At 51.4% G+C, this 23,202-nt stretch carries 23 protein-coding genes; 10 read left to right on the top strand and 13 right to left on the bottom strand.

The annotated features are described in order from the left end of the window. Positions 1-21: 21 nt before the first annotated feature. The 6 genes from cysS (at position 22) to G4V39_RS07095 (ending at position 6,728) form a co-directional block, all read left to right on the top strand. Positions 22-1,515, top strand: a complete 1,494-nt coding sequence (gene cysS, locus G4V39_RS07120) for a cysteine--tRNA ligase (RefSeq protein WP_166032265.1) — start codon at positions 22-24, stop codon at positions 1,513-1,515. After that, on the top strand, positions 1,482-2,048 hold the full coding sequence (locus G4V39_RS07115; protein ID WP_166032264.1) for a CvpA family protein: 567 nt from the start codon (positions 1,482-1,484) through the stop codon (positions 2,046-2,048). The genes cysS and G4V39_RS07115 overlap by 34 nt, the downstream gene beginning before the upstream one ends. Then, on the top strand, positions 2,041-3,801 hold the full coding sequence (locus G4V39_RS07110; RefSeq protein WP_166032263.1) for a thioredoxin domain-containing protein: 1,761 nt from the start codon (positions 2,041-2,043) through the stop codon (positions 3,799-3,801). Before G4V39_RS07115 ends, G4V39_RS07110 begins: the two co-directional genes overlap by 8 nt. A gap of 98 nt (positions 3,802-3,899) precedes the next feature. Next, complete coding sequence (locus tag G4V39_RS07105) at positions 3,900-4,712, top strand: sugar phosphate isomerase/epimerase family protein (RefSeq protein WP_166032262.1); 813 nt, start codon at positions 3,900-3,902, stop codon at positions 4,710-4,712. Further along, positions 4,654-5,940 carry a BPG-independent phosphoglycerate mutase family protein gene (locus G4V39_RS07100; protein ID WP_166032261.1) on the top strand — a complete coding sequence of 429 codons (1,287 nt, stop codon included), beginning with the start codon at positions 4,654-4,656 and terminating at the stop codon, positions 5,938-5,940. Before G4V39_RS07105 ends, G4V39_RS07100 begins: the two co-directional genes overlap by 59 nt. After that, positions 5,937-6,728, top strand: coding sequence for a hypothetical protein (locus G4V39_RS07095; protein WP_166032260.1), 792 nt, complete (start codon positions 5,937-5,939; stop codon positions 6,726-6,728). The genes G4V39_RS07100 and G4V39_RS07095 overlap by 4 nt, the downstream gene beginning before the upstream one ends. Here the strand turns inward: G4V39_RS07095 and G4V39_RS07090 are convergent. From G4V39_RS07090 to G4V39_RS07065, 6 genes are read right to left on the bottom strand one after another with little or no spacing between them, the layout of a single operon-like run. Then, positions 6,720-7,160: a hypothetical protein gene (locus G4V39_RS07090; RefSeq protein ID WP_166032259.1), complete on the bottom strand. Its 441-nt coding sequence runs from the start codon at positions 7,158-7,160 to the stop codon at positions 6,720-6,722. The genes G4V39_RS07095 and G4V39_RS07090 overlap by 9 nt on opposite strands. An 18-nt stretch (positions 7,161-7,178) precedes the next feature. Continuing rightward, positions 7,179-10,481 carry a pilus assembly protein gene (locus G4V39_RS07085; protein WP_166032258.1) on the bottom strand — a complete coding sequence of 1,101 codons (3,303 nt, stop codon included), beginning with the start codon at positions 10,479-10,481 and terminating at the stop codon, positions 7,179-7,181. Positions 10,482-10,500: 19 nt separating this feature from the next. Then, positions 10,501-10,908, bottom strand: a complete 408-nt coding sequence (locus tag G4V39_RS07080) for a PilX N-terminal domain-containing pilus assembly protein (protein ID WP_166032257.1) — start codon at positions 10,906-10,908, stop codon at positions 10,501-10,503. After that, a complete protein-coding gene (locus G4V39_RS07075) occupies positions 10,905-11,300 on the bottom strand; it encodes a prepilin-type N-terminal cleavage/methylation domain-containing protein (protein ID WP_166032256.1) in 396 nt (131 codons plus the stop codon). The genes G4V39_RS07080 and G4V39_RS07075 overlap by 4 nt, the downstream gene beginning before the upstream one ends. Beyond that, positions 11,297-11,935, bottom strand: a complete 639-nt coding sequence (locus tag G4V39_RS07070; RefSeq protein WP_166032255.1) for a prepilin-type N-terminal cleavage/methylation domain-containing protein — start codon at positions 11,933-11,935, stop codon at positions 11,297-11,299. The genes G4V39_RS07075 and G4V39_RS07070 overlap by 4 nt, the downstream gene beginning before the upstream one ends. Beyond that, entirely contained in the window at positions 11,913-12,443 is a 531-nt protein-coding gene (locus G4V39_RS07065; RefSeq protein ID WP_166033096.1) for a GspH/FimT family pseudopilin, read from the bottom strand. The genes G4V39_RS07070 and G4V39_RS07065 overlap by 23 nt, the downstream gene beginning before the upstream one ends. A 280-nt stretch (positions 12,444-12,723) precedes the next feature. Between G4V39_RS07065 and pal the strand changes: the two genes are divergently transcribed. The 4 genes from pal to G4V39_RS07045 all read left to right on the top strand — a co-directional run bounded on the left by pal (position 12,724) and on the right by G4V39_RS07045 (position 15,951). Continuing rightward, positions 12,724-13,347 carry a peptidoglycan-associated lipoprotein Pal gene (gene pal, locus G4V39_RS07060; RefSeq protein ID WP_210412041.1) on the top strand — a complete coding sequence of 208 codons (624 nt, stop codon included), beginning with the start codon at positions 12,724-12,726 and terminating at the stop codon, positions 13,345-13,347. 21 nt (positions 13,348-13,368) lie between these two features. Then, positions 13,369-13,917 carry an OmpH/Skp family outer membrane protein gene (locus G4V39_RS07055; protein WP_166032254.1) on the top strand — a complete coding sequence of 183 codons (549 nt, stop codon included), beginning with the start codon at positions 13,369-13,371 and terminating at the stop codon, positions 13,915-13,917. Between the two features lies 1 nt (position 13,918). Next, positions 13,919-14,887, top strand: a complete 969-nt coding sequence (gene glk, locus G4V39_RS07050) for a glucokinase (protein WP_166032253.1) — start codon at positions 13,919-13,921, stop codon at positions 14,885-14,887. Between the two features lie 65 nt (positions 14,888-14,952). Then, complete coding sequence (locus tag G4V39_RS07045) at positions 14,953-15,951, top strand: HD-GYP domain-containing protein (protein WP_166032252.1); 999 nt, start codon at positions 14,953-14,955, stop codon at positions 15,949-15,951. On the opposite strand, the gene G4V39_RS07040 is transcribed toward G4V39_RS07045, so the two are convergent. From G4V39_RS07040 to G4V39_RS07010, 7 genes are all read right to left on the bottom strand, one after another. Next, a complete protein-coding gene (locus G4V39_RS07040) occupies positions 15,941-16,609 on the bottom strand; it encodes a DUF1614 domain-containing protein (RefSeq protein ID WP_166032251.1) in 669 nt (222 codons plus the stop codon). The genes G4V39_RS07045 and G4V39_RS07040 overlap by 11 nt on opposite strands. After that, positions 16,599-18,452, bottom strand: coding sequence for an ATP-dependent zinc metalloprotease FtsH (ftsH, locus tag G4V39_RS07035; protein ID WP_166032250.1), 1,854 nt, complete (start codon positions 18,450-18,452; stop codon positions 16,599-16,601). The genes G4V39_RS07040 and ftsH overlap by 11 nt, the downstream gene beginning before the upstream one ends. A 78-nt stretch (positions 18,453-18,530) precedes the next feature. Next, positions 18,531-20,012 (bottom strand): DegQ family serine endoprotease, encoded by a 1,482-nt coding sequence (locus G4V39_RS07030; protein WP_166032249.1) that lies wholly within the window; start codon positions 20,010-20,012, stop codon positions 18,531-18,533. Continuing rightward, positions 20,012-21,037 carry a sigma-70 family RNA polymerase sigma factor gene (locus G4V39_RS07025; RefSeq protein WP_166032248.1) on the bottom strand — a complete coding sequence of 342 codons (1,026 nt, stop codon included), beginning with the start codon at positions 21,035-21,037 and terminating at the stop codon, positions 20,012-20,014. The genes G4V39_RS07030 and G4V39_RS07025 overlap by 1 nt, the downstream gene beginning before the upstream one ends. A 73-nt stretch (positions 21,038-21,110) precedes the next feature. Continuing rightward, entirely contained in the window at positions 21,111-21,866 is a 756-nt protein-coding gene (locus G4V39_RS07020) for a ribonuclease H-like domain-containing protein (protein WP_166032247.1), read from the bottom strand. Next, positions 21,867-22,271 carry an EamA family transporter gene (locus tag G4V39_RS07015; protein WP_166032246.1) on the bottom strand — a complete coding sequence of 135 codons (405 nt, stop codon included), beginning with the start codon at positions 22,269-22,271 and terminating at the stop codon, positions 21,867-21,869. It lies immediately after the preceding gene. A gap of 6 nt (positions 22,272-22,277) precedes the next feature. Then, positions 22,278-23,144: a peptidylprolyl isomerase gene (locus tag G4V39_RS07010; RefSeq protein ID WP_166032245.1), complete on the bottom strand. Its 867-nt coding sequence runs from the start codon at positions 23,142-23,144 to the stop codon at positions 22,278-22,280. Between the last annotated feature and the right edge of the window lie 58 nt (positions 23,145-23,202).

Here is a 23,202-nt window from a genome sequence, read left to right as displayed (position 1 = left end):
ATCAGGGTAGAAATTAGGGCCATGGGACTTCTGATCTATAATTCTCTCTCTCGCCAAAAAGAGCCCTTTGAACCCCTCAACCCTCCCCAGGTGGGAATGTATGTCTGTGGCATTACCGCCTATGATTATGCGCATATTGGCCACGCCCGCTCGGCCGTAGTCTTTGATGTAATCTACCGCTATCTCCGCTATCGTGGCTATAAGGTCACTTATGTGCGCAACTTCACCGACATCGACGACAAGATCATCAACCGGGCCCAGGAAACAGGAGAAGACCCCCTTCGTCTGGCCGAGCGGTTTATCAAGGCCTTTAGGGAGGACATGGCAAGCTTAAAGGTAAGCTCTCCCTCTATAGAACCCCGAGCCACAGAACATATCCCTGAAATTATCGCCCTCATCTCCCGACTCATCGAGACGGGTTATGCCTATGAATCCGAAGGCGATGTCTATTTTGCTGTCCGGCGTTTTCCCCGCTACGGCTCCCTTTCCCGTCGCAGTCTAGAAGAGATGAAGGCCGGGGCTCGGGTAGCTGTCTCGGAGAAAAAACGTCATCCCCTGGATTTTGCCCTCTGGAAGGCCGCCAAACCAGGAGAACCTTCCTGGGAAAGCCCTTGGGGCCGAGGACGTCCGGGCTGGCATATCGAATGCTCCGCCATGGCGATGAAGTATTTGGGAAAGACCATCGACATTCATGGTGGGGGCTTGGATCTCATATTTCCCCACCACGAGAACGAGATTGCCCAGAGTGAGGCGGCCACAGGTCAAACTTTCGTCCGCTACTGGATCCACAACGGCTTCGTAACCATTCGTGAAGAAAAAATGTCTAAAAGCCTCGGCAACTTTGTCACTATTCGGGATGTACTGGCTGAATATCATCCGGAGGTTATTCGACTCTTTCTTCTTTCCAAACACTATCGAAGCCCTCTGGATTTCAGTCCTGAAGCAATGGCTGAATGGCAGGCGGCCCTAGAACGGGCCTATGAGACCATGCAGGCCATAGCTACCCTGCGGGCTTCTTCGGACCGGCCTCCGGGACGAAAGCAAATCCGGAAACTGGGAGAGATTGAATCCTTCTTTGCCCATTTTGAGGAGAAATTTACCGAAGCCATGGACGAAGACTTCAACACTGCCAGGGCCATTGGCTTGTTTTTTGAGGGAATCTCTCTGCTCAACCGTTTGCTTACCCTGGCTGGCCCCTCCCCTACCAGAGAGCATGAACGCTTAGCCCATTGCGCTCTCTCCCGTCTGCGTCGGCCTGTAAGCCAGATCCTTGGGCTACTTGAGGAGGATCCAGAGACCTATCTTCTGGAGGAAAGAAGACGCCTGATAAAAAAACTTGGTCTGGATGAGAAAAAGATTGAAACTTTGGTGGCCGAAAGAGAGGCCGCCCGCCAGAGGAAAGATTTCGCTAAGGCCGACGAAATTCGCAATCGGCTCCAGCAGATGGGAGTTGTCCTCCAAGACACCAGAGAGGGGACCAAATGGAAGGTGCAAAGGCCATCTTCGCCAGCCTGAACCCTTTTGATTACCTTCTGCTGGCCATCTTTGCCTTCTTCTTTATAAAAAGCCTGGTTTATGGCTTTAGCCGGGAGTTGGCCTCCCTGGTAGGGCTTATTCTGGGCCTCTTTCTGGCCGGACGTTTCTATTATCTGGTGGCCAAAATTCTATCTCCGTGGCTTTCAAATCAGCTTCTGATCACTGGTTTGTCATTTATCACCGTCTTTTTAATTGTCTATCTTTCTTTTTTTATCCTCGGTGTCCTTCTCCGTCGCACCCTGGCCCTTATTCGCCTGGCCTGGCTTGATCGCCTTTTGGGAGGGGCCCTGGGCCTCCTGAAGGCCACCGTGGCGGCCGCCATTTTGGTTATTTTATTGGTCTCCTTCATCCCCAGGGGGGAACGACTCCTCAACACTTCACGCCTTTATCCCTATCTTCAGCGAATCACCGAAGTGATGGTTCTCTTGTTACCGAAGGACCTCAAGGCCCGCTTCAAATACCGATTGCGCCACAGTCTGCCAGCCCCCCGGGCGGGGGAACGCCATGTCTGATCTTTTTCGCCAGAAGGCCCTCAGCCTTTATTTGCAACGACACCTAGATGATCCTGTGCGGTGGTGGCCCTGGGGAAAGGAGGCCTTCAATCGGGCTAAGGAACTCAAACGGCCGGTTTTTATTTCTATCGGCTATGCCGCCTGCCACTGGTGTCATGTAATGCAGCGGGAGTCCTTCCGGGACCAGGAGATAGCTACCTTCCTTAATGAAAAGTTCGTTCCTATCAAGGTAGATCGCGAAGAGAGACCGGATGTAGATGCCCTCTACATGAGGGCCTGCCTTCTCCTTACGGGAAATGGCGGCTGGCCTCTTTCCGTCTTCGCCACCCCTGAAGGGTGGCCTTTTCTGGCGGGAACTTACTTCCCCCGATCTGGAAGCCGCCAACGACCTGGTTTTCTGGAAATTCTTCAGGGAGTAAGTACTGCCTGGGAGAGAGACAGGAATCGCCTTGAGGCTTCAGCCAGACAGATTGCCAGGGCCCTTGCTCCTCTCCAGAAAAAGGCCTCCAACCTTCCCAACAAGGGGATCTTCCTTCAGGCCCTTGAGGCTCTCAAAGAGGCCTTTGATTGGCGACATGGTGGGCTTAAAGGAACTCCTAAGTTCGCCATGCCCTCGACCCTCTATTTTATGGCCTTAGCCTATCGTCGACTGGCCCGTCCTGAAGCCCTTGAGATGTTGGAGAACACCCTCCTTAATCTCCGGTTAGGAGGGATTTATGATCATCTCGGCTTTGGCTTTCACCGCTACAGTCTAGATGCCGCCTGGCACGTGCCTCACTTTGAAAAAATGCTCTATGATCAGGCCCTGATTTCTATGGCCTATCTTGAAGCCTACGAACTCACCGGGCGCCCCTTCTACGCTCAGGTAGCCCAGGAGATATTCCGCTACGTTGAGGAAAACCTCTTATTACCTAATGGCCTGCTGGCCAGCTCTCAAGATGCCGAAAGTCAGGGGCGGGAGGGCTGGTATTATCTTTGGAGCCGGGAAGAGGTTCGCGACATCCTCGGCCGGGAGCTAGGGGATCTCTTCAGCCAGGTTTTTAACCTCAAGACCGAAGGCAACTTTATTGATCCGGTAAAAGGCCGACGAACCGGACGTAATATCATCTTTCTCCGAGCCCCTCTTCACCAACTTATAAGGGAGCTGGGCTTGAATCGCGCCCAGGTCCAGGCCTTAGATGAGGCCAAAAGGCGCCTTTTAGAGGCCCGCAGGCAAAGAGTGCCTCCTGAAAGGGACGAGAAGATTATCGCCTCCTGGAACGCCATGATGGCCCGCAGTCTCTACCGAGCCGCCAGAATTTTGAGAAAAAAAACCTATCTCCAGCAGGCTGAAAGGATCATGCATCAACTCCTAAAAGACGGCCAACCACTCTGGCATTGCCGGGCCGGAGGTAAAATCACCTGCTCCGGACTTCTTGAGGACTATGCCTGGGTTCTCCTAGCCCTTTTAGAGGCCGAAGCGACCACAGGTCGCCCAAATACCATAAAGGATGCTCTAGCTCAGGAGATGATCTCCCGCTTTCAAAAAGAAGGGCTCTTTTATCTTTCTGACGGCGAAGACCTTCCCCTCCTTGTCCACGAAGATTACGATGGAGCGGTTCCTTCACCTCCTGCCGCCGCCACTTTGGCCCTGAGTAGCCTTCCCAATTTTGAAGACCCAGCCCGCAATTCACTTTTGGCCGATCTTCCGCTTATTCAGTTAGATCCCCTTGGGCACACTTTCTGGCTCATAGCCCTGGCCAAACAAATCTGACGTTCCTTTATTAGATAGATAAAACCGATACCTCCCCCGAAATCCAACCGACAAAAGCGATTTGACCCCGAAGGAAACCATCAATAACCTAAGTCAGCATGGCTGTCTTGGCCCTTCCCAACATCTTTGGTTCAGACGCTGAAACCTTAGCCCGCTTTGCCTATAACCACGGCTTTAAGGCCATAGACTGGACCCTTGAGCCCTCCAGCACGCTTTCAGACTTAAGAGAGCAGATAAAGATCCTTGAAGGCCTTGAAGTTCGCTTTCATGCCCGGTTCTTTGGGATAGACATTGCCTATTCTGACCAACGGGCTCAGGAGGCCTTAGAAATCTACCGTCGTTTCATAGATCTCGTTTCTCTGGTTGGGGGAAGGCACCTTACCATTCACATTGGGTTGGGGGTTAAACCTGAGGATCTCTCTTTAGAAGTGGCTAAGAGAAACCTTACGTCTCTGGCCTGTTACGGACGCCAAAGGGGCGTTTTGGTTTCTCTGGAAAACATTACTAGAGGGTGGACAGCAAACCCAGAGATCTTAAGAGATTTGGTCTCCAGAGGGGTGGGCCTAACCTTTGATATCGGTCACGCCCTGGTCGTAAGTCAGAGGCTAAAAAGAGACCTTTACTGGGAATATCTCAGACCTCACTACCAAAAGGTTTTTTCGGCCCATATATACCATACGGAGACACCCCGGGGGCACGAGCCACCAAAAAGCCTGGAGGATATACGGCCCAGACTCGATGTGCTAAGGTGGCTACCAAATTGTAACTGGTGGGTAATTGAGCTTCACCGTCCAGAAGAGGTTCTGGCCTGCCAGCAAATTCTCCGGAAATATCTCCAGGGCAAGAGGTCTTATGAAATGTCTTCTCCTCCTCCTAGATGGTCTGGGCGACCGAGGGCAGCCTCTCTTTGAGGGCCGGACTCCCCTGTGGTCTGCCCGAACTCCAAACCTGGACCGTTTGGCCTCTCTGGCTACGACCGGGCTTTTTCATCCCTTAAGTCAAGGGGTACCCCTCCCCAGCGAGGTGGCCCATTTCCTCCTTTTTGGCTATTCACTGGAAGAATTTCCGGGAAGGGGAGCGCTAGAGGCTATTGGAGGAGGAATTAAGCTTGAAGAATCAGAGGTGGCCATTTTGGCCCGACTGGTAAACGTAACCTCCCGGGAAAGACATCTTATCCTTCACCACGACTCTCCTGATCTCTCCCCTGAAGAACTTAAGGCCCTGGCCTCGGCTATATCCTCCTTCTCTCAAGAGGGAATAGAAGTTCGTTTCTTTCTTCTTCAAGGCCCAAGTGGGGTCTTAATCCTCAAAGGAGACGTCTCCCATCACCTTACAGACTCTAATCCCATCTATCCTGGACGTCCGCTGTTGGAGATCCGGCCCCTGAAAACCGAAGCTCAAAGAACGGCCAAAGTCCTTAATAAATACCTTATCTGGTGTCATCGGGTCTTAGGGGCCCATCCAGTAAACCAGGAAAGGCATTCTCGGGGCTTGGCCACAGCCAACGCCTTGGCCACCCAAAGGGCCGGACGGCTCCGCCCTGTAACCCCTTTTGTCCAAAAATGGGGACTCAAGGGGGCCTTTATTGGCACAGGAGGTGTCTATCAAGGCCTGACCAAACTTTTAGGAATGGAGATGATTCTAGACAGAGATACTAAGGATCCAGAGAAGGATCTTAGCCGCCGTCTGAGCAAAGCCCTTGATCTCAAAGGTTTTGACTTTATCCATGTCCACACCAAGGCCCCAGATGAGGCAGCCCACACCAAAGACCCCAAAGAGAAGCTCAAAGTCATTGAGGCCCTGGATAGGGCCTTGACCCCTTTGGTAAATTTCTGGGAAAAGGAAAGAGATGACCTTCTGGTGATAACTGCTGATCATTCTACTCCTAGCTCAGGGGCTATGATCCATTCCGGTGAAAGTGTCCCTCTCTTAATGCTTAATCGCCACACCAGAAGAGATAATGTGCGACGGTTTAATGAAATAGACTGTGCCTCCGGGGCCCTGGGGCAGGTCAGAGGAAAGGAGCTTATGGCCCTGGTGCTTAATTTCTTGGATCGAGGCAAGCTCTTTGGCCTGCGGGATTCACCGATTGATCAGCCATATTTCCCGGGCCCGGGGGATCCTATAAAGATATCATGATCTCCGAAAGGCTTCGAGACATTTTGAGTGAGAGAAGGCCCTTAGTAACCAATTTCCCCTCCTGGCTTATTTCGCCAACCACCCTTAAAGAATTAAGGAAGCTGAAAGGAGTGGCTGTTGCTGAGATTGCTGGTCGAGATAGCTTGGCAGCTGTCTTAAAGGCTACAGAAGAGGAGGACATTCGAGCCATATTACCCACCATCGCCTATACGGGGACAGAATTTGGTGATTGGAACATTCCTTATGAAAAGGCCCTAAGCCTAAAAAACCTCAAGCGCAAAGATATTAAGGTCTTTAAACCAATCTTTTTGGGCGATCCGCGACTGTGGTGGCGTCTGTGTGGTCGCCCCCTTGGTCAGCTGATCAAAAAATTTGGCTTCTACACTCCCTGCCTTGGCTGTCATCTCTATCTTCACATTGTGAGGGTTCCCTTGGCCAGATTGATAGGAGCTCGTCTTATCATTGCTGGTGAGAGAGAAACCCACGATGGACGGATCAAACTCAATCAGCTTCCTGTAGCCCTGGATGCTTATGAGAGCCTCCTTAAGGAAGTTGGTCTTCGTCTTGTTTTGCCCTTACGGAAAGTGGATTCTGGAGCCGAAATTGAACGAATTCTGGGCCGTCCGTGGGGCGAAGGGGCCGAACAGATGTCTTGTGTCTTGAGTCAAAATTACCTTGATGAGGCCAAACGGCCAGTGTCTGAGGAGGGGATAGAGGAAATTCTTCAGAATTTCCTGATCCCTGAGGCCCAAAAATGGCTAGCCGAGCATCTCAGCGGGCTAGCGTAGATGCCTTTGCCATGGACCGGTCTTTCCCCGCTGCTCGTGGTGCCCGATAATACAGATGGATTCAATCCGCCCCCCCTTCTCAGGAAGATAGTAAACCTGAAGCAGGGTCCCGGGGGTGAGATCTGACCAACTAGCTGCCTTCATCTGAGCCGTCTCGCCCACCCCTGAGACCCTGAAAAGCTCAACCTTAGGGCTTACAGGGATGGTCAGCGTTTGGGCCCCGATCTTTAGCACTACCCCTTTAAGGTGTCCGCCCTTAAGAATTTGCTTCTCCACCAGAGCGTAAACCTGACGTTTGTCCGCCTTAGGAACCCGGCCGAAAAGAATCTTGATGGGCCTATCCCCATCTTGCACTTGCACGCCTTGGACCAATCCAACAGGAGAAACCAGAGAATAAAACATCAAAGTTATCAGCCAGATTTTATAATTCATTCCGGCCTCCTTATGGAGTTAATCAAGATCTCGCCAGGAGCCCTTCTTAAACCAGGCCTTAATGGCCGTAACCACCGGCTGGGTCCCCTCAGTAGTGGCCTGAATAATAAGGTCTCCCAGAGAACTGAGTTCACCCACCGGCACTCCATCACCCAGCTTTATTCCTGCTGGATAGGTTGGAGTGCCTCCAAAGGTTACCTTATCATTTTCATCGATGGTCCCATCATTATTGACGTCAAAGACCGGACTGTCGTAGGGGGTCACACAGCCTGAATCATAACGAACCACAAAAAGCCAGGCCTCACCGCTTCCGCTACATTGATCCCCGGTAGGGATAAAGGTCACAAAGAAGACATATCCCCCAAGGACTAAAGGAGGGGTAAGAACCCTTTCGGCCCCACCGGCTGGCCCCGTCCGAGGGAGTTCAATAGCCCAGCCCTTTCTGGTAGGATCACACCCCCCGGTGATAACGGCGTAGTCTCCAACAATGTTGATCTGATTGACATTAAGGTCTGTCAGGCTGAGTTGACCAGTATTCTCATCCCGGACACCAACCATATATTGGACGGTACCATCTTGACCGTCTGTCCAATCCCAGTATTTTCCGGTGCCAAAATAGACCCAGATCTTGCCATCAGCCACTCCATAGGCCGGATGGGCGGTTATAGGATGACCGGAGCCAAGGTTGAGGATTACCTGTGAGGTAGGCGCCCCGGAAAGATTGTCCACTCGCCAGAGCCGGCCCATCATATCCCCTAAATAGAGGCGGTCAACGCGGTCATTAAAATCAGAATCAACCGCTACAGGAGTAGTAAGCATGTTCCCCCCCTCACTACCCAGTTGAAGACTCCACTTGCTGGCCCCATTGGTGGCTCCCACAGCGAAAAGCCAAGCCTGTTTGGTAGGCCAATCAGCGTCGACCTGGGCATATCCAGAAGGGAGAAAGGCCACCCAGGAATCGTCTTCAAGTTGGGCAATGGCTGCCTGATTCCAGGTCTCTCCCAGATTAGGATCCGAAAACTCCCACAGGGGCTGGACACCATCGGCCGTGGGGGTGGTTATGTCCAAGGCAAAGAATTGGTTACCACCTCGTCCCAGACCACAGACAAGTATTTTCTGGCTACCCAGATCCTCTATTACTGGGGTGCCATCTAGCATGTAATCATGACAATAAGTGGGCGAGAAGTAGCCCAGCTCCTTGTAGCGAGAGAGCACCGCTGAGGGAATATAGGCAAAGACCTCCTCACCAGAGTTGACATCAAAGGCATGAAGCATGCCATCGTTAGCTCCCACCCAGATAAGACCGTCCTCCACCCGGGGTTGACTGCTGATAATATCTCCCAGCGGGCGTTCTCGGGTTCGAAAATTGCTGCTACTACTACCACAGGCAAGTTCTCCCCGGATAAAGCGGACTTCATCTTCCGTAAGATCATAGGTATCAGGTGAGATAATAGCGTTTATCCGGGTAAGATTGGCCACCGTAAAGGCAAATTTGCCGCTGGCATCTTTGGTATAAATGTTACGGGAAGAACCACAAGCAAGGGTGGTATTGGTTGTCCAGCCAGTATCGGAACTATACCAAAGGCTGGCATCCAGATTGCCCATAATCATAGCCACAATATCGTCGATTTTACTGGCATCGTAGCCAACTAGGGCCTCACTTCCCATGGCAGCGGAGACAGCATTTTGGTCCAGAAGGAAGTTACGCAGGGCGGTTTCATCAATTTGCTCTGCCACATCAAGATTGCCATCCCCGTCGATATCCTCTCCGGGATCCAATTGATTGTTGCCATTTACGTCTTCATCTTGGGCATCAAGATGACCATCTCCATCAACATCATTAAAGTGATGCCACCTGGCTAAGGCCCGAGCATTGGAAAGCGAATGACAATTGGCACAGTTATAACGATACGGGCCGGTTTTGACCTCACCAGTCCAGTCAGAGACGTCAAAACCTGTATAGATCTGGATATTGCCATAGTTGGTTCTGGTGGCTGTCCCGCTTCCGGTCCGAAAAACGGTCTGTTTTATCTCATAGATAATGGAGCGCAGAATGTCGGCCAGCTCGTCCGGGTTGCGAGCGATGAAAGGATCTGGCACCCCGTCATTGTCGTTGTCTCGATGAAGAGCAAAGGTATTTATGCCATCGGCTTCTTCATTGGCTACCCGGGCCATAACCCTCAGTTGAGCATCCTGATTGGGAGGAAGGTTAAAGCCGACAGCAATAGCGGTAACGCCGCTCTGAACCAGATCCCGGGTACGAGTCTCAACATTGGCCTCACTTGAACCAATATTACCCTGACCATCGGTGATGAAGATGGCGAATTTTTTACCACAGGGCTGAGGAGAATAATAATTCCCTGATTCATCGGCCAGATTGCCGGCAAAGTAGTCATTAGCCGCCACAATGGAGGGAGAAAAAGGGGTCCCCCCACCAACCATAATCCGGAAGACATTGGCTGTAGCGGAAACCTTGGCGTGGGCAATACTGTTTAAGGCATTATCTATCTCTGCAAAGTGGGCCTCACTATAGGGCTCACAGCCTACATAAACGCGAGTGAAGTTCTGGTTGGTGGGAAAATCCTGTTTAAAAAAGGCTACCCCGGTAGAAAGTGAAGAATCAGCTACCAGTTGTCGGATGACCCTGGTAGCTACCTCTATTCGACTCATGTTGAGATAATTCCCCAGCACTAGGGTGTCTGATTCATAGCCGGCGGGAATCCCTTGATTGTCACAAAACTGGGCAATACCACCGCCAGTAAAAAACCAAGCGCAATTTCCCGGACAAAAGTGATAGGCGATGTAGATCTCTGAACCGTTAACTAAAACCGTTGGCGGATCAAGATTGCTACTGTGCCAAGTCCAGTCAGCGATTCCATATTGGTTGAGGATAGAGGTTACATTACCCGAAGGATCCTGAAAGGCTCCAGTACATAAATTAACTGGACACTCGGCGTTCTCTGGATTGCTACTGTCATAGGTGTTGGTAATAATGTGGCTTGGGTCATCAAAGCACTGATAAACTAGATGATAACGCTGGCTACCATCAATGACATATTGACGATTAAAGACCTTGTTGTTAAGCCCCTGGTCAGTATAAAAGCCAGAGTAGGTAGTGGTAGGATCATACGAAGGTGTCCAGTCTGGTCGAGGCCCTAAGATCATACTCCCCGAAAGATCCACCACGAAGAGTATCTCAGGGATGGAATAAGTCCCTAAGTATATGGGGATCTCCCCACAGACGTTAGCCAAGGATGGCCGAGGATATCCCAGGGCCAAGCCCAGAACAAACAGCAATAAGGCCTTTGTAAAGGCTTTCATAAGGACACCTCCTTAATAGTTAAGGACAGGCAGAGACGGCCCGCTGGCCGTAAGCCTCTATGGTATACCCGCTGGTGGTCCAGCTACGGATCAGGTATTCCTCACAGGCTGATGACGGATTGGTACATTTATAGGATTGAGACCCCTGGTAGCAGGCCTGAAAAGTAACCGAGTAATTTACAGTGATTTGGTTTTCAGAAGAGGGAAGGGTAAGGCTCCAGGTGCCTGTGAGCCCTTCAGACACCTTGTTCAACCCCAAACGGATACCCGTCTCTGCAGCATAAAAGTCTTGATAGTAGTCTCGATTGGCTACAGCCGTCCAGGTTTCCACCAGGGCATCTCGACTGGCCCACATACCTACAGCGGTAAGAATAAGAAGAACCACCAGGGCCAGGACCAGGGTATTCCCTTGCTGATTCTGGATCATAAGGTATCCCCCCGGGCCCGAAAGATAGTGTATTGAAGCCGCTTACTGCCCCAAAAAAGGGTGATGATTACCTGCTTTAACTCGTCTGAGTGGGTGATTAGACGACACTGAACAGAAAACGATACACCCGCATAATTGAGAGTGGAGGGGATATTGTTACAAACGGTGTCCAGATCTTCAAAGTCTCGACTAAAAACATGCTCCTCCAAAAGGGCCTGACCTTCAAGGGTAGCGTAGGTAAGCTCCTTGGAAATTTTGGTCCCCCGCAGGGAGGCAATATTCATACTGGCCAAGGCCAGAATACCCACAGAGAGGACAGAGATGGCAATAAGTACCTCCAGGAGAGAAAAACCAGCCTTGTCTATCTTTTTAGTCTTTTTAGTTCCCATCATAGGCCAAGGTTCCGAGGGGCTATGGCCACCTCCAGATAGCGGCGACGGTAATTATCGTTAAAGGGACCACAAATGGGATAGGTTTCGCTGTTGGTATACCGAGGATCAGCCTCGGCCGAACGGACAACCATCTGGATCTTGACGACTCGAATAGACGAAAGCTGGGCCGCAGAGGGGGTAGAGGTCTCTGTTCCGTCGGCAAGAACGTAAGTAAATTGAAAGCAATCTACCTGACTGCCCTCTCCCCCTATCAAGGGATCGGTGTTTCGCGACAAGCGCCGATTGGCGGAACTATAGGCAAAGGTTATCCGTTCATTGGTATCATCGCAGTCCCCATCGCCGTTTAGATCCATTTCAATCTGAAGGTTGTTGGCGTCGGCCGTATCTATCCAGTTCCCACAGACTGCCGAACCGGAAGGATCATAACCGGTCATCCGGATCTCCTTGACCAGGGTGTTAAGACTGGCCCGGATATCCTGCTGCACAAGGGCCGTATCATGGACCACCGCGGAAGCCTTTAACTGACCATTGAGGGCGGCATATATCCCCAACCCGACAAGAGAAATCATGGCCAGGGAGACCAACAACTCTACCAGAGTAACTCCTTGAGTTTTAGCAATCACTGTTTTTGTCACAGACAACCACCCGACCAGAGCGACTAAGTTTTATCTTGTAAAAAGAATTAGTTCGCCCCGAGACAAGCCTTAGGCTCCCATTTCCTCCACCGGCAAGACAGGATGGCTGCCCTCTCACAAACTGTGGCCCTGTAGCACAGCCGAAAAAGGCAACGGAGGAAAGGGTCACCGCCTGGGGAAGGGCAACACTCTTTAAGACTGTCTCTCCGGCATCAAGAGAGGCGTTATCATTGGCATCAACAAAGATCTGATAGCTACTGGCATTATTGGTTAGGCTGACGACAACCCTTGACTGCCGACGCAGTGAGGCTACCCGGGCGTACTGAAGATCGGCAGCCAAAGTTTTAGTGGCCCCTTTAAGGGCCAGATCATCCCTTAGACTGCTGAGCCTAGGGATGGCCAGAGTAGCAACAATGGCCACCATAGCCATCACCACCAAAGCCTCAATAAGGCTAAAGCCCGTCTTTTCCCGAAATTTTCGGAAAATCTTTGGGATCACTAAGGTCATCAAGGCATTAGATAGCAAGATTTATTCCCTAAAGCAGATCTAAAGCAGATCTCCTCAAATTAAGGTCTATTTGCCTTAATTCGGCTCCAAAAGGGGATCCCATAAGCCGATAAAGGACGACAGGTGGTCAATAAGCGGCCAAGGCTGACCTTTTTTGTCACCAAGGAAGCCTTTGAGGCTATGGATCCCTCAAATGGAGAAAAAGAAAAAAATCGGACCAAGCATTGCCATTTTCTTTGAGCTTTGCTAGATTTGCGCCAGCTCTCTTCAGGAGGTAGGGGTGAGATCTTTTGGTAAATGGTTTCTAATGTGGCTCTTGGTTTTAGCCCTGGGCGTGGCCTTCTGGGGGTGTGCCAAAAAGCCGGTCTCGCTTCCTCCGGAAGGAAGCGCCACACAACCTACGGCTCAAGCGGAAACAGAAAGCCGCGCTCCTGAGACTGGTCAGGAAGCCTCTCTGAGGGCACCTAAACAGGGCCTTCTTAAAGAAGAGGTTCTTACTCCCTCATCGAAGTCCACTAAAGAAGAGAGGCTCTCTCAGGAACAGAAGCAACTCCTTTATGGGCGAAGCACTCCTCCTCTTAAGGCCATCTTTTTTGATTTTGATGACTACACCATCCGGCCAGATATGCGTTCCCGATTAGAAGAAAATGCCCGCTATCTTCTCGCCCATCCCCAGGTAACCGTTGAACTTCAGGGAAACTGTGACGAAAGGGGAAGCACAGAGTACAACCTGGCCTTAGGAGAAAAAAGGGCCCTTTCGGTAAAAAAATACCTTGTTAACCGTGGAGTTTCGGCCCAGAGGTTGATTACTGTAAGCTTTGGTGAGGAGCGTCCCCTTGACCCCAGGCACACCGAGGAAGCCTGGGCCAAAAATCGTCGTGTCGATTTAGTAATCATCAAATAGTCTCAAGATTTGGAGGCCTTCATGAAGAAGTTTCTTGGTCTTTTAGGTCTTATTATTGCTCTTCTCCTTTTAGCGCAGTGGGCCCACGCTCAAAATCCTCCTAAAATCGCTGTCATCCATATGCAAAAGGTGGTCAAGGAGTCAAAGGCCGGACAGGCCGCTCTTAAAAAACTTAACCAAAAGTTTGCCGCCCTTCAGAAGGAACTTCAGGCCAAAGAGACCGAGCTTAAAAAGTTCAAAGAAGATTTGGAAAAGAAAGCTCCCCTTCTGTCACCGGAGGCCCGTCAGGAAAAGGAACGAGAGTATCAAAAAATGCTTCGGGAATACAAGGCCAAACGCGAGGATGCTCAGTTTGAGATCCGCCAAGCGGAACAAAAGGCCCTTGAACCCATCATGAAGGATCTTCGGGGAATCGTCTTCGATTACGCCAAAAAGGAAGGGTTTGATCTCATCTTAGAGAAAAACATGCCTGGAGTTTATTACACCTCAGATAAGATCGAAATTACCCAGAAGATCATCGAACTTTACGACCAAAAGTTCGAGAAGGGGGAGGCCCTAGGCGGCAGATAAAATGCTCCTGGCGGCCGATATCGGTGGCACAAAGACAGCCATTGCCCTTTTTGCCCCGGGAGACTTTGCCCCTCAGGAACTTCGCATCTATCAAAATGCTCGCTTTCCCTCGGCAAAGGAGCTTCTCACCACCTATCTTGAAGAAAGTTCCTCCAAGGGCCTGCTGAAGGCCGCTGTCTTTTCCCTGGCCGGGCCGGTCATCGACGGCCGGTGTCAGATGATAAATCTCGGCTGGACCCTGACGGAAGAAGCTCTCTGCCAGATCCTAGAAGTTTCTCAGGTCAGGCTGATCAACGATCTTGTAGCCACGGCCTACGGAACTCTGGTTATCCCCTCTCAAGATCTTCTGTCTCTAAAGGAGGGGCATCCGGTCCAGCAGGCCCCCCGGGGAATCATTGCTGCCGGCACTGGTCTTGGCCAATCAGTGCTCATCCCCCTGGAGGATAAAGGCCATCTCGCCCTGGCAACCGAGGCCGGTCACGCCGACTTTGCCCCAGCAGATGATTTGGAGTGGGGACTTTATAAATATCTCCACCGAAGATATGGTCACGTAAGTGTAGAGAGAATCGTCTCTGGGCCGGGGATTGAAAACATCTATCGTTATCTTCTAGAAAAAGGACCTACCCCTGATGATCCCTTCGTTCATCAGAGGCCTCAGGCCAGAGCCCCGGAAATAGTGGCTGCAGCGAATAAAAGCCCCACCTGCCGTCAGGCCCTTCAAATATTCCTAAGGGCCTATGGCGCTGAGGCCGGGAATCTGGCCCTAAGGACTCTGGCCCGCGGAGGAATCTATCTCGGTGGAGGGATCGCTCCCAAGATAGTCTCCCACCTTAAAGGGGAAACCTTTATTTCAGCCTTCCTGAGCAAGGGACGCCTGCAGCCCCTCTTAGAAGAAATCCCAGTCTATCTCATCCGCAACGAAGAGACTGCCCTCCTGGGAGCCGCCTATCTAGGACAATCCCTTATATAGGTCCAACCAGCCCACTTTAAATCAACTTTAAACTTAAAGTTGATCTTACCGAAAAAATTAAAAGCATGGGGAATCTGGCCGTCGAAAAGAAAGAATTTGAAGCCGTCCCTTTGGATTTCTTCTTCTTGGGGAAAGATGCTGATTTCCCCATCTATCTGGCCACCGACAAAGAAGGAAAAAGGTTTGTCCTCTACAAAGCCAGTGGAGAGAGCTTCTCCCAGAAAGACCTGGATCGCCTCCGAAAAAGTGGCGTCAAAAATCTTTTCATCCGCCGTCAGGACCGTCAGAAACAGCTGGCTTACGTAGTCAGGCAAACCAGAGAACGTCTCCACAGGGATATCCCCACCTCAGAAAAGGCCGTTCTCCTCTATCGTTGCGCCAATCTGGTCTTAAAGGAGGCCTTCAGAGAGCCCAAAGAAGAAACTATCAAGATGTGTCGAGAGTTCGCTAAAGGTGAGGTTGTCCGACTGCTCAAGGAAGAAATAAGTCTGGCCAACCTCCTCCTTCTCATGGAACATCACTACACCACCTACACCCACTCCGTAAACGTCTGTTCCCTGGCCGTAACCTTTGCCTTAAGTTTAGGGTTCCGAGGCCAAGAGCTTGAGGCCATTGGTGAGGGAGCTCTTCTCCATGATCTAGGCAAGGCTTTGATTCCCTTGTCTATTTTAGACAAGCCTGCAGCCCTCACCAAAGAAGAATTCGAACTTATCAAAACCCATCCGGAAAAGGGCCTTATTCCCATCCGTAAAAGCGGCCCTTTACCCTCTATTACCAAAGAGATTGTCCTTTACCACCATGAAAAGATCGATGGAAGCGGTTACCCCAAGGGATTAAAAGGAGAAGAGATACCTGTTTATGTTCATCTAGTAACCTTAGCCGATATCTTTGATGCCCTTACTTCAAGGCGCCCCTATAAGGGGCCCCATCGGGCCTCAAAGGCCCTCGAATGTATGTGCCACGAAATGGGCGGGCAACTGGATCACCACCTCCTTAAGGCCTTTTGTCAACACATTGCACAGGCCTCTCAAAAGGTTCTCCGAGGAGAAGTCCCTAAGCAATAAGGACAGCAATTATTCCGGTAAGGAAGATTCCGTCGAAGGTTCCTGCCCCGCCGATAGAGGCCACCGGGGCCCCCAACCGGGGAATATCACGAAGATGAAAAATATCGGCCCCGAGAAGGGTCCCAAGTGAGCCAGCGGCATAAGCAAGGGCTGCTGAATGTTCAGGAGAAAGAATCAGCCCCACCAAGGCGGCCAAAATGGGAGGGATAAAGATCGGAATAGCAATACCCAAGCCAGGAACAGGACGAGCCAAAAAATAAACCACCAGGGCCACGACAATCGTTCCTAAAAAGACTGTCCCCAGCATTCCCAATTTAACTGTCAGGTAAAGGGACAAAAGGACGGGTATCAAACAGCCACCGACGTTTACAGCGATGACTGTCGTTCGTTCCTCCATTCGGGGAGGAATACGATATCGAATTCCGAAGAAAACGATCTCCCCGGGAGGCTGGAAGGTCATGGTCCGGACCTTTCTAAGGGGAATATTGATACTTGAACCAAGAAGGGAGAGAAAAAGATAGGCCCAGATCTGAAAAGGGGAAAGTCCGAGCTTCTCAAAGGCTACGGTGATAAGGCCAATATGGATAAAGGCGAAAAGAAAGAGAAGGAGGATCAGAAAAAAGAGGAAGAAGATCAGGGCAAAGGGATTAAAAATCACCGACTTTCTCTCCCAGAAAGGCCTTTAGGTCATCACCTTCAAGGATCTCTTTTTCTAAAAGATGTTGGGCCAAAGCCTCCAGTCGATCCCTATTTTTAAGCAGGATATCCTGTGCCCGCTGATAACAATGGAGAATAATGTTCTGCACCTCGGTATCTATCTCCCGGGCCGTGGCCTCGCTGTAATGTTTGCTTTCTTGAGTGATAACAGGAAGGAAAAGGGCCTGTCTTTCCCGAAAACTCTGGGGCCCCAGCCTATCACTCATTCCGTACTCCATGATCATAGAGCGAGCGATAGCCGTAGCCTTTTCCAGATCATTTTGGGCTCCGGTAGAGGCCTCACCGAAGATAAGTTCCTCTGCCGCCCGACCTCCAAGAAGCACCGTCAATCGATCCAGTAGTTCGGACTTGGTCATAAGATAACGGTCTTCGGTGGGAAGCTGGAGGGTGTATCCCAGGGCCGCTACACCTCGAGGAATTATCGAGACCCTATGGACTGGATCGGCATGAGGAACAGAGGCCGCCACCAAGGCGTGGCCGGATTCGTGATAGGCAATAATCTCCTTTTCCTTGCGGGTAATATAGCGATTCTTTTTCTCCAGGCCGGCAATAACCCGATCGATGGCCTCCTCGAATTCCTCCATGGTAACGGCTGATTTCCCTCGCCGAGCCGCCAAGAGGGCAGCTTCGTTGACAATATTGGCTAGATCTGCCCCCACCATACCTGGCGTGCGGGCGGCAATAACATGAAGATCTACGTCGGGGGCCAGTTTGACCCGCCGGGTGTGGACCTTAAGAATAGCCTCCCGTCCTCTTAAATCTGGACGATCAACCACAATGTGACGATCAAAGCGCCCCGGCCTCAGAAGGGCCGGATCCAGAATCTCCGGACGATTGGTGGCGGCGATGATAATAACCCCCTTTTTGGTGTCAAAGCCGTCCATCTCTGTCAAAAGCTGGGTAAGGGTCTGTTCCCTTTCATCCACTCCAGCAAGAGGAGAAACTCCCCGGGCCTTACCCAGGGCGTCGATCTCGTCAATGAAGATAATACAAGGGGCTTTGGCTTCGGCCGTGGCGAACAGGTCTCGCACCCGGGCCGCCCCCACCCCGACAAACATCTCCACAAAAGAGGAACCCGAAAGGGAGAGGAAGGGAACCCGGGCTTCCCCGGCCACGGCTTTGGCCAGAAGGGTTTTGCCCGTCCCCGGGGGCCCAACCAGAAGAACACCCTTGGGAATCTTGCCTCCAAGGGCGGTGAACTTCTGGGGGTTCTTCAGAAAATCGATAATCTCTTTGAGTTCCTCTACCGCCTCATCCACCCCGGCCACATCAGCAAAGGTGATGTCAATTTCATTTTCAATGTAGATCTTGGCCTTGCTCTTACCGATAGCGGTAAGCCCTCCTGGAGGACCGCCGCCAATTCTCTTAAGAAAATAGATCCAGATTACAAAGAAAAGCGCTAGAGGAATTAGCCAGGAAAGGAGGCTGGTAAGCCAGGTAACCTCCGGCCGGGCCTCATAGCGAATCCCTTTTTTCTCCAAGAGAGGGAGAAGATCCGGGTCGTCCAGACGAATAGTCCGGAAGGTGCGAACATCCTTCTTGACCGGATTTTTCCGCAACTGATTGAGGACAGCTATAGCTTGAGGTTTGAGATCCCCTTCAATGATGTCTCTGGAGATGACCAGGTTGTCCACCAAGCCCTGGCGAAGAAGCTCTTTAAACTCACTATAGGCTAATAACTCCCGCTGGTGGTAAGGGAAAAGATAAAAAGACGCCAAGATCAAAAGGAGGAATCCCGGCCAGATCCAAGGAAGATAGCGGCGCCAGTTTTCTTTAACCTTCATAAAAACTCCTTGGCTATTTCTAAATAGAAACCGGCGCCACGGCAAGAAAAAGAAGGGGAGCCTCTGGCTCCCCTTTAATTATTCTAACCTCAGAATGACGTAACGACTGTAGCCATGATCCCTCACTAGAAGAAGGACCTGGTTCGGACTCCCAGCTGCAAGGGCCTCCAGAAACTCCTTCAGGTTACGAACCCGACGGCGATTAACCTCCTCGATGAGATACCCGGGGCGAATACCGGCCATAGCCGCCGGGGAGCCGGGAACAACCTCATCAACCACTACCCCCTGACCAGGCTTGTAACCAAGTTCTTTGGCCAGATCCGGGGTCAGGTTGCGGACTGAGAAACCCAGTTTTTCCAAGAGTTCGTTTCGAGAGGGGAAACCAAAGGTCTTGGGTTGTTCGCCAATAGTTACCATTAAGGTTCGCCGGCGACCATCGCGGATAATGGTCAATTTGACTTTGGTGCCCGGAGCAGTAAGGGCTACCTGATTTCGCAAATCGGCTACGTTTTTTACCGTACGCCCGTTGTAGGCGATGATCACGTCCCCCTGACGAAGACCGGCCTTGGCGGCGGGGGAGTTTCGGGCCACCTCGGTTACCAAGGCCCCTTCTGGCTCCTTTAGCCCAAAAGACCGGGCCAAATCTTCGGTAAGATCCTGGATAACCACTCCCAGCCAGCCACGAGTCACCTTTCCCGTCTTGATCAGCTGGTTCATGATCACCTTGGCCATATTAGCCGGGATGGCAAAGCCGATCCCCATGTAGCCGCCACTACGGGAAAAGATGGCCGTGTTTATCCCGATGGCCTCGCCCCGAAGATTGACCAAAGGACCACCAGAGTTGCCGGGGTTGATCGCGGCATCGGTCTGAATAAAGTCTTCATAGTCCGTAATCCCTATACCGCTTCGGCCTTTTGCGCTGACGATCCCCACTGTCACCGTCTGGGTGAGGCCAAAGGGGTTACCAATAGCCAGAACCCATTCCCCTACTTCGATTTTGTCCGAATCTCCGAGGGGAAGAACAGGAAGGTCTTTGGCGTCAATTTTAATAACCGCGATATCGGATTGGGGATCTGTCCCCACCACCTTGGCCCGAAACTGGCGCCCATCGGCTAGCTTGACGATAATTTTGTCAGCCTTGCCTACCACGTGGTTATTGGTGAGGATATAGCCGTCAGGGCTGACGATAAAACCCGATCCGGCCCCCATTTGGCGAAACTTCCGAGGAAAACGCTGGCCAAAAAAACGTTCAAAGAAATCTGGCCCAAAAAAACGGAAAGGATCTTCAAAGGGAAAGGGCTCAGGGCCAAAGGCCGGCCCCCTTTGGACAACCACCCTTTCTACCTGGACAAAGACCACTGCCGGAGCCGCCTTGTGGACAATGGCCGCAAAGGCCCGGGAGATGCGTTGCAACACCTTGACATCTTCGGGGCTGGCCTCCGCTTGCCCCCTCTCCAGCCCCGGAAGGGTAAGCGCCTGTCCGGAAACAGGCCAAAATGAGATCAGCAAACTCAAAGCAAGGACTATTCCTCTTATGGACCCAAGGACCTTCAATCTCATTATTTTCCTCCTTCCTCTGTAGCCTTGGGATGGGCTACCAGCCAACGCTGCTTAAGGGTCTCTTGAACCTCCTTTACCCAGCGGGAGACCTCTTCCTCGCTTGAACCAAGCAACTTGGCCACCTCCATGATATCGTAGCCATCAATGACATGCCAGACAAAGGCCTGACGTTTCTCTTCCGGAAGGTGGGAGAGCTCCTGCATGATCAGGTTACTCAGTTCCTCAGCACTCAGGGCTTCTTCTGGTTCAACAATTACGTCAGAGGGCAAGACATCCTCCCAGCGCAAAAGTTCCCCCTCATAATAAGGGCTGTCAACATCCTCCTTAAGGCGAAAACGTATATGGTCAAGGGGAAGCTCCTCCTCAATAGAGACCCTTTCAGCCCGGTATCTGGCCAGCTCTCGTCGCAATATCTCCATCATTTTACGATGAAGGGCCATGGGCAAAGAAGGCTCCCCGGCCAGTTGATCATAGTTTTCATAAGCCCAGAGAACCACCTCATCGACAACATCAGCCGGGCTCAAAGCCCCAGGAGGAAGGTCTCCAGTAAGTTGGTAGAAAACAATCTCCCGCCGGGCAATTCGGTAGAGATTGCGCAGAAGGGGTTTTAGACGATCCTCAAAGCGCTCTCTCAGGCCAGCTTGCCGATCAGCAGCCAGCTCCGGCATGGCCGAGGCGAGCTCTTGATAGTAGCGTCTTTTCCGCTTGTAAACAGCCTCTCCCCGCAAACGGGCCATGGTTTCGGAATACTCTCTTTCTAACCGCTCCCGGGCCATCTTGAAGGCACTCTTTAAAAGCTTGTGTTCTCCCCGGGCACTAATTACTCCCCACGGAAGAGAAAGGGTAAGGTGCACATAGTAGGATTTCTTTTTCTCCATCCCTTCCACCACTACCCGAAGGAGCTTCAGGTCTGGATCAATGTGCCGAGTAAGTTTTTCCAAACGGTCCTGAAGTCGGCGGATATACTGACGGGCCGTCTCCCGGTCGGCTGGACTTATCTCTCGAAAGACTTCTTGGGTCTTCATCACGGCCAAACCTCCTTGAAGAGAATTACTGGCTTGAGGGAAAAGCATCAGCCAGAAAGGTTCCGAGCCAACCCTAAGGCTGGCCCCACGGGGTGTCAAGCTGGTCCCAAAGCCTCTGCCAAGCAATTTGAGCCAAGGTGACCAAGTTAATTACATCGGCCTGGTTATAGGCCAAAAGGGTCTCCAGGGCCTTTTGGTCTCCCAAACGAGCCCGGAACCAAAGCCGGACAGCGGCCAAGCCATCAAGTCGGGCAATCTCTTGGGGACGGACAAGCCCTAACTCAACTTCAATACGCTTAAGGCCTCCCCTAAGTCCCAGGCGACGAAACAGATAATAGAGATCATGATGGAGAGGAGGAAGACGAATCTCAGGAAAGCAAACCTTCAGAAAAGGGAGGTCAAAGCGGCTTCCTCCAAAGGTAATTATTTGTTGATATCGGGGAAGGATCTTCGGCACCTCCTCAAGGTTTTGCCCCCTAACAAAGGCCTGGTATTTCTGGCCATCGTAAAGACCAACTACGGTAATATGGCTCTCTTTAAACGAAAGACCCGTGGTCTCTATATCCAGGTAAACAGTAGTTCCGGAAAAATGCGGCATGAGGCGCCAGAGATGACGTCGTGGAAGACAGCGAATCCAGAAGTGCGGATCATGGAAGCGATCCAGACAACGCAACAAAATCCGGCGAAAAAGCGAAAGCTCTTCTGGAGAAAAACCCCTCAGTCTTCTGGCTGCCAGAAGATGGGCCCAGCTTAAGACACCTTGCTCCCACAGGGCCCGCTCCCGAGCCTCTCCCACCCGAGGAAGATGAATAAAGCTCCGATAAAGCACCTAAAAAACCAGTAAGGCCCCCGCAAAAGTGGCCAAAATCGCTCCCAGCCAGTGTCTGAGTTGAAGCCTTTCTCCCATGAATATGGCCGCCAGGACAAGACTAACCAAAGGATAAAGGGCTGTAAGAGGGACAACAATGGAAAGCTTCTGGCTCTCTAGGGCCTTTATAAAAAAGAAAGTCCCCAAATTACCAATCAGGCCGGCGACAAAGGCCAGCATCAGGTAAGGAGATAGGACCAGCCTTTGAGAAGTGGTAGCGAAAAGTGCCCCGGCCACCACAAGACCTCCCACACTGGCCATCAGAAGGACCACAGTGGCCGGGAGCCTTTCTACCGAGAGCTTATAGCAGAACCCCCACAGGCCCCAGAGAAGAAGGGTCAGCATGCAGGGGAAAAGCCAGCCCATGGCGCCTTATTTCAGATAAGTACTTACCGGATATTTTTTACGTAACTGCTGAAGATAGGCCTCCAGGACCGACTCCCTTTTGGCCTCAAGGGCCTTTTCCCTGACTTGCTCTTTGACCTTCTCATAAGGGGTTGTTTGGGCCGGTTGGCGCTCTTCTACTTTAATGATGTGGTAACCAAAAGGGCTCTCCACCAGGCCAGATATCTCACCGACCTTTAAAGAAAAGGCGGCTTTCTCAAAGGGTTCGATCATCTGGCCACGGCTAAAAAAGCCCAGGTCTCCACCCTTTTCTCGGCTACCTGGATCATCGGAATACTTCTTTGCCAATTCGGCAAAGTCTTCTCCGGCCCGAACTCGAGCCAGGATCTTTTCCGCCTTCTCCCGGGCGGCTTTTTTGGAATCTGCACTGGCTGGATCTTCAACGGCAATAAGGATGTGTCTCGCCTTTATCCTTTCTGGCTGACTAAACTGGGCCTTATTCTCTTGGTAGTATTTCCGGGCTTCGGCATCATTGATCTCGGTCTTGTCTATGATCTGTCGTCGAATGAGCTCTTGGGCCAAAATAGCCGAACGAGCCTGCTGAATTCGGGCCTTGATCAGAGGGTCCTCGTTTAGGCCTTCTTTTTCGGCCTCAAGCGAGAGAAGGGAGATCTCTACCCAACGATTTACCAGTTCCTTTTTTAGCTCTGGTTGATGGGCCAAGAGGACCTGGATCTGGGCCGGCATCTCCGCCACCTGAGCATTAAGCTGGGCTTCAGTAAGCTGATAAGGCCCTACCCGGGCCAGAATTTTGTCTTTCTCTGTAGCCAATCCGATCACAGGAAGGCTTAAGAAGACAGCCACCCCTAGGGCTAAAAGTCTTTTCCACCACATACGCAAAAGACCTCCTTGATGTTTTTCCACCTTGCTCTTTAACATGAAAGGAGGCCGT

Origin of the sequence: Thermosulfuriphilus ammonigenes, from assembly GCF_011207455.1 — a bacterium.
Lineage (GTDB): Bacteria > Desulfobacterota > Thermodesulfobacteria > Thermodesulfobacteriales > ST65 > Thermosulfuriphilus > Thermosulfuriphilus ammonigenes.
The sequence above is the reverse complement of the archived record's forward strand: the minus strand, read 5'-3'. Positions and strand labels throughout refer to the sequence as shown.

Excerpts from the sequence above, each read along its gene's own strand:
- G4V39_RS07115 (WP_166032264.1), top strand. The coding sequence starts at position 1,482 with ATGGAAGGTGCAAAGGCCATCTTCGCCAGCCTGAACCCTTTTGATTAC.
- G4V39_RS07080 (WP_166032257.1), bottom strand. The coding sequence starts at position 10,908 with ATGATCCAGAATCAGCAAGGGAATACCCTGGTCCTGGCCCTGGTGGTT.
- G4V39_RS07045 (WP_166032252.1), top strand. The coding sequence starts at position 14,953 with ATGGGGAATCTGGCCGTCGAAAAGAAAGAATTTGAAGCCGTCCCTTTG.
- G4V39_RS07105 (WP_166032262.1), top strand. The coding sequence starts at position 3,900 with ATGGCTGTCTTGGCCCTTCCCAACATCTTTGGTTCAGACGCTGAAACC.
- G4V39_RS07075 (WP_166032256.1), bottom strand. The coding sequence starts at position 11,300 with ATGATGGGAACTAAAAAGACTAAAAAGATAGACAAGGCTGGTTTTTCT.
- G4V39_RS07100 (WP_166032261.1), top strand. The coding sequence starts at position 4,654 with ATGAAATGTCTTCTCCTCCTCCTAGATGGTCTGGGCGACCGAGGGCAG.
- G4V39_RS07030 (WP_166032249.1), bottom strand. The coding sequence starts at position 20,012 with ATGAGATTGAAGGTCCTTGGGTCCATAAGAGGAATAGTCCTTGCTTTG.
- G4V39_RS07095 (WP_166032260.1), top strand. The coding sequence starts at position 5,937 with ATGATCTCCGAAAGGCTTCGAGACATTTTGAGTGAGAGAAGGCCCTTA.
- glk (WP_166032253.1), top strand. The coding sequence starts at position 13,919 with ATGCTCCTGGCGGCCGATATCGGTGGCACAAAGACAGCCATTGCCCTT.
- G4V39_RS07010 (WP_166032245.1), bottom strand. The coding sequence starts at position 23,144 with ATGTGGTGGAAAAGACTTTTAGCCCTAGGGGTGGCTGTCTTCTTAAGC.
- G4V39_RS07015 (WP_166032246.1), bottom strand. The coding sequence starts at position 22,271 with ATGGGCTGGCTTTTCCCCTGCATGCTGACCCTTCTTCTCTGGGGCCTG.
- G4V39_RS07110 (WP_166032263.1), top strand. The coding sequence starts at position 2,041 with ATGTCTGATCTTTTTCGCCAGAAGGCCCTCAGCCTTTATTTGCAACGA.
- G4V39_RS07025 (WP_166032248.1), bottom strand. The coding sequence starts at position 21,037 with ATGAAGACCCAAGAAGTCTTTCGAGAGATAAGTCCAGCCGACCGGGAG.
- G4V39_RS07085 (WP_166032258.1), bottom strand. The coding sequence starts at position 10,481 with ATGAAAGCCTTTACAAAGGCCTTATTGCTGTTTGTTCTGGGCTTGGCC.
- G4V39_RS07090 (WP_166032259.1), bottom strand. The coding sequence starts at position 7,160 with ATGAATTATAAAATCTGGCTGATAACTTTGATGTTTTATTCTCTGGTT.
- G4V39_RS07055 (WP_166032254.1), top strand. The coding sequence starts at position 13,369 with ATGAAGAAGTTTCTTGGTCTTTTAGGTCTTATTATTGCTCTTCTCCTT.
- cysS (WP_166032265.1), top strand. The coding sequence starts at position 22 with ATGGGACTTCTGATCTATAATTCTCTCTCTCGCCAAAAAGAGCCCTTT.
- ftsH (WP_166032250.1), bottom strand. The coding sequence starts at position 18,452 with ATGAAGGTTAAAGAAAACTGGCGCCGCTATCTTCCTTGGATCTGGCCG.
- G4V39_RS07065 (WP_166033096.1), bottom strand. The coding sequence starts at position 12,443 with ATGACCTTAGTGATCCCAAAGATTTTCCGAAAATTTCGGGAAAAGACG.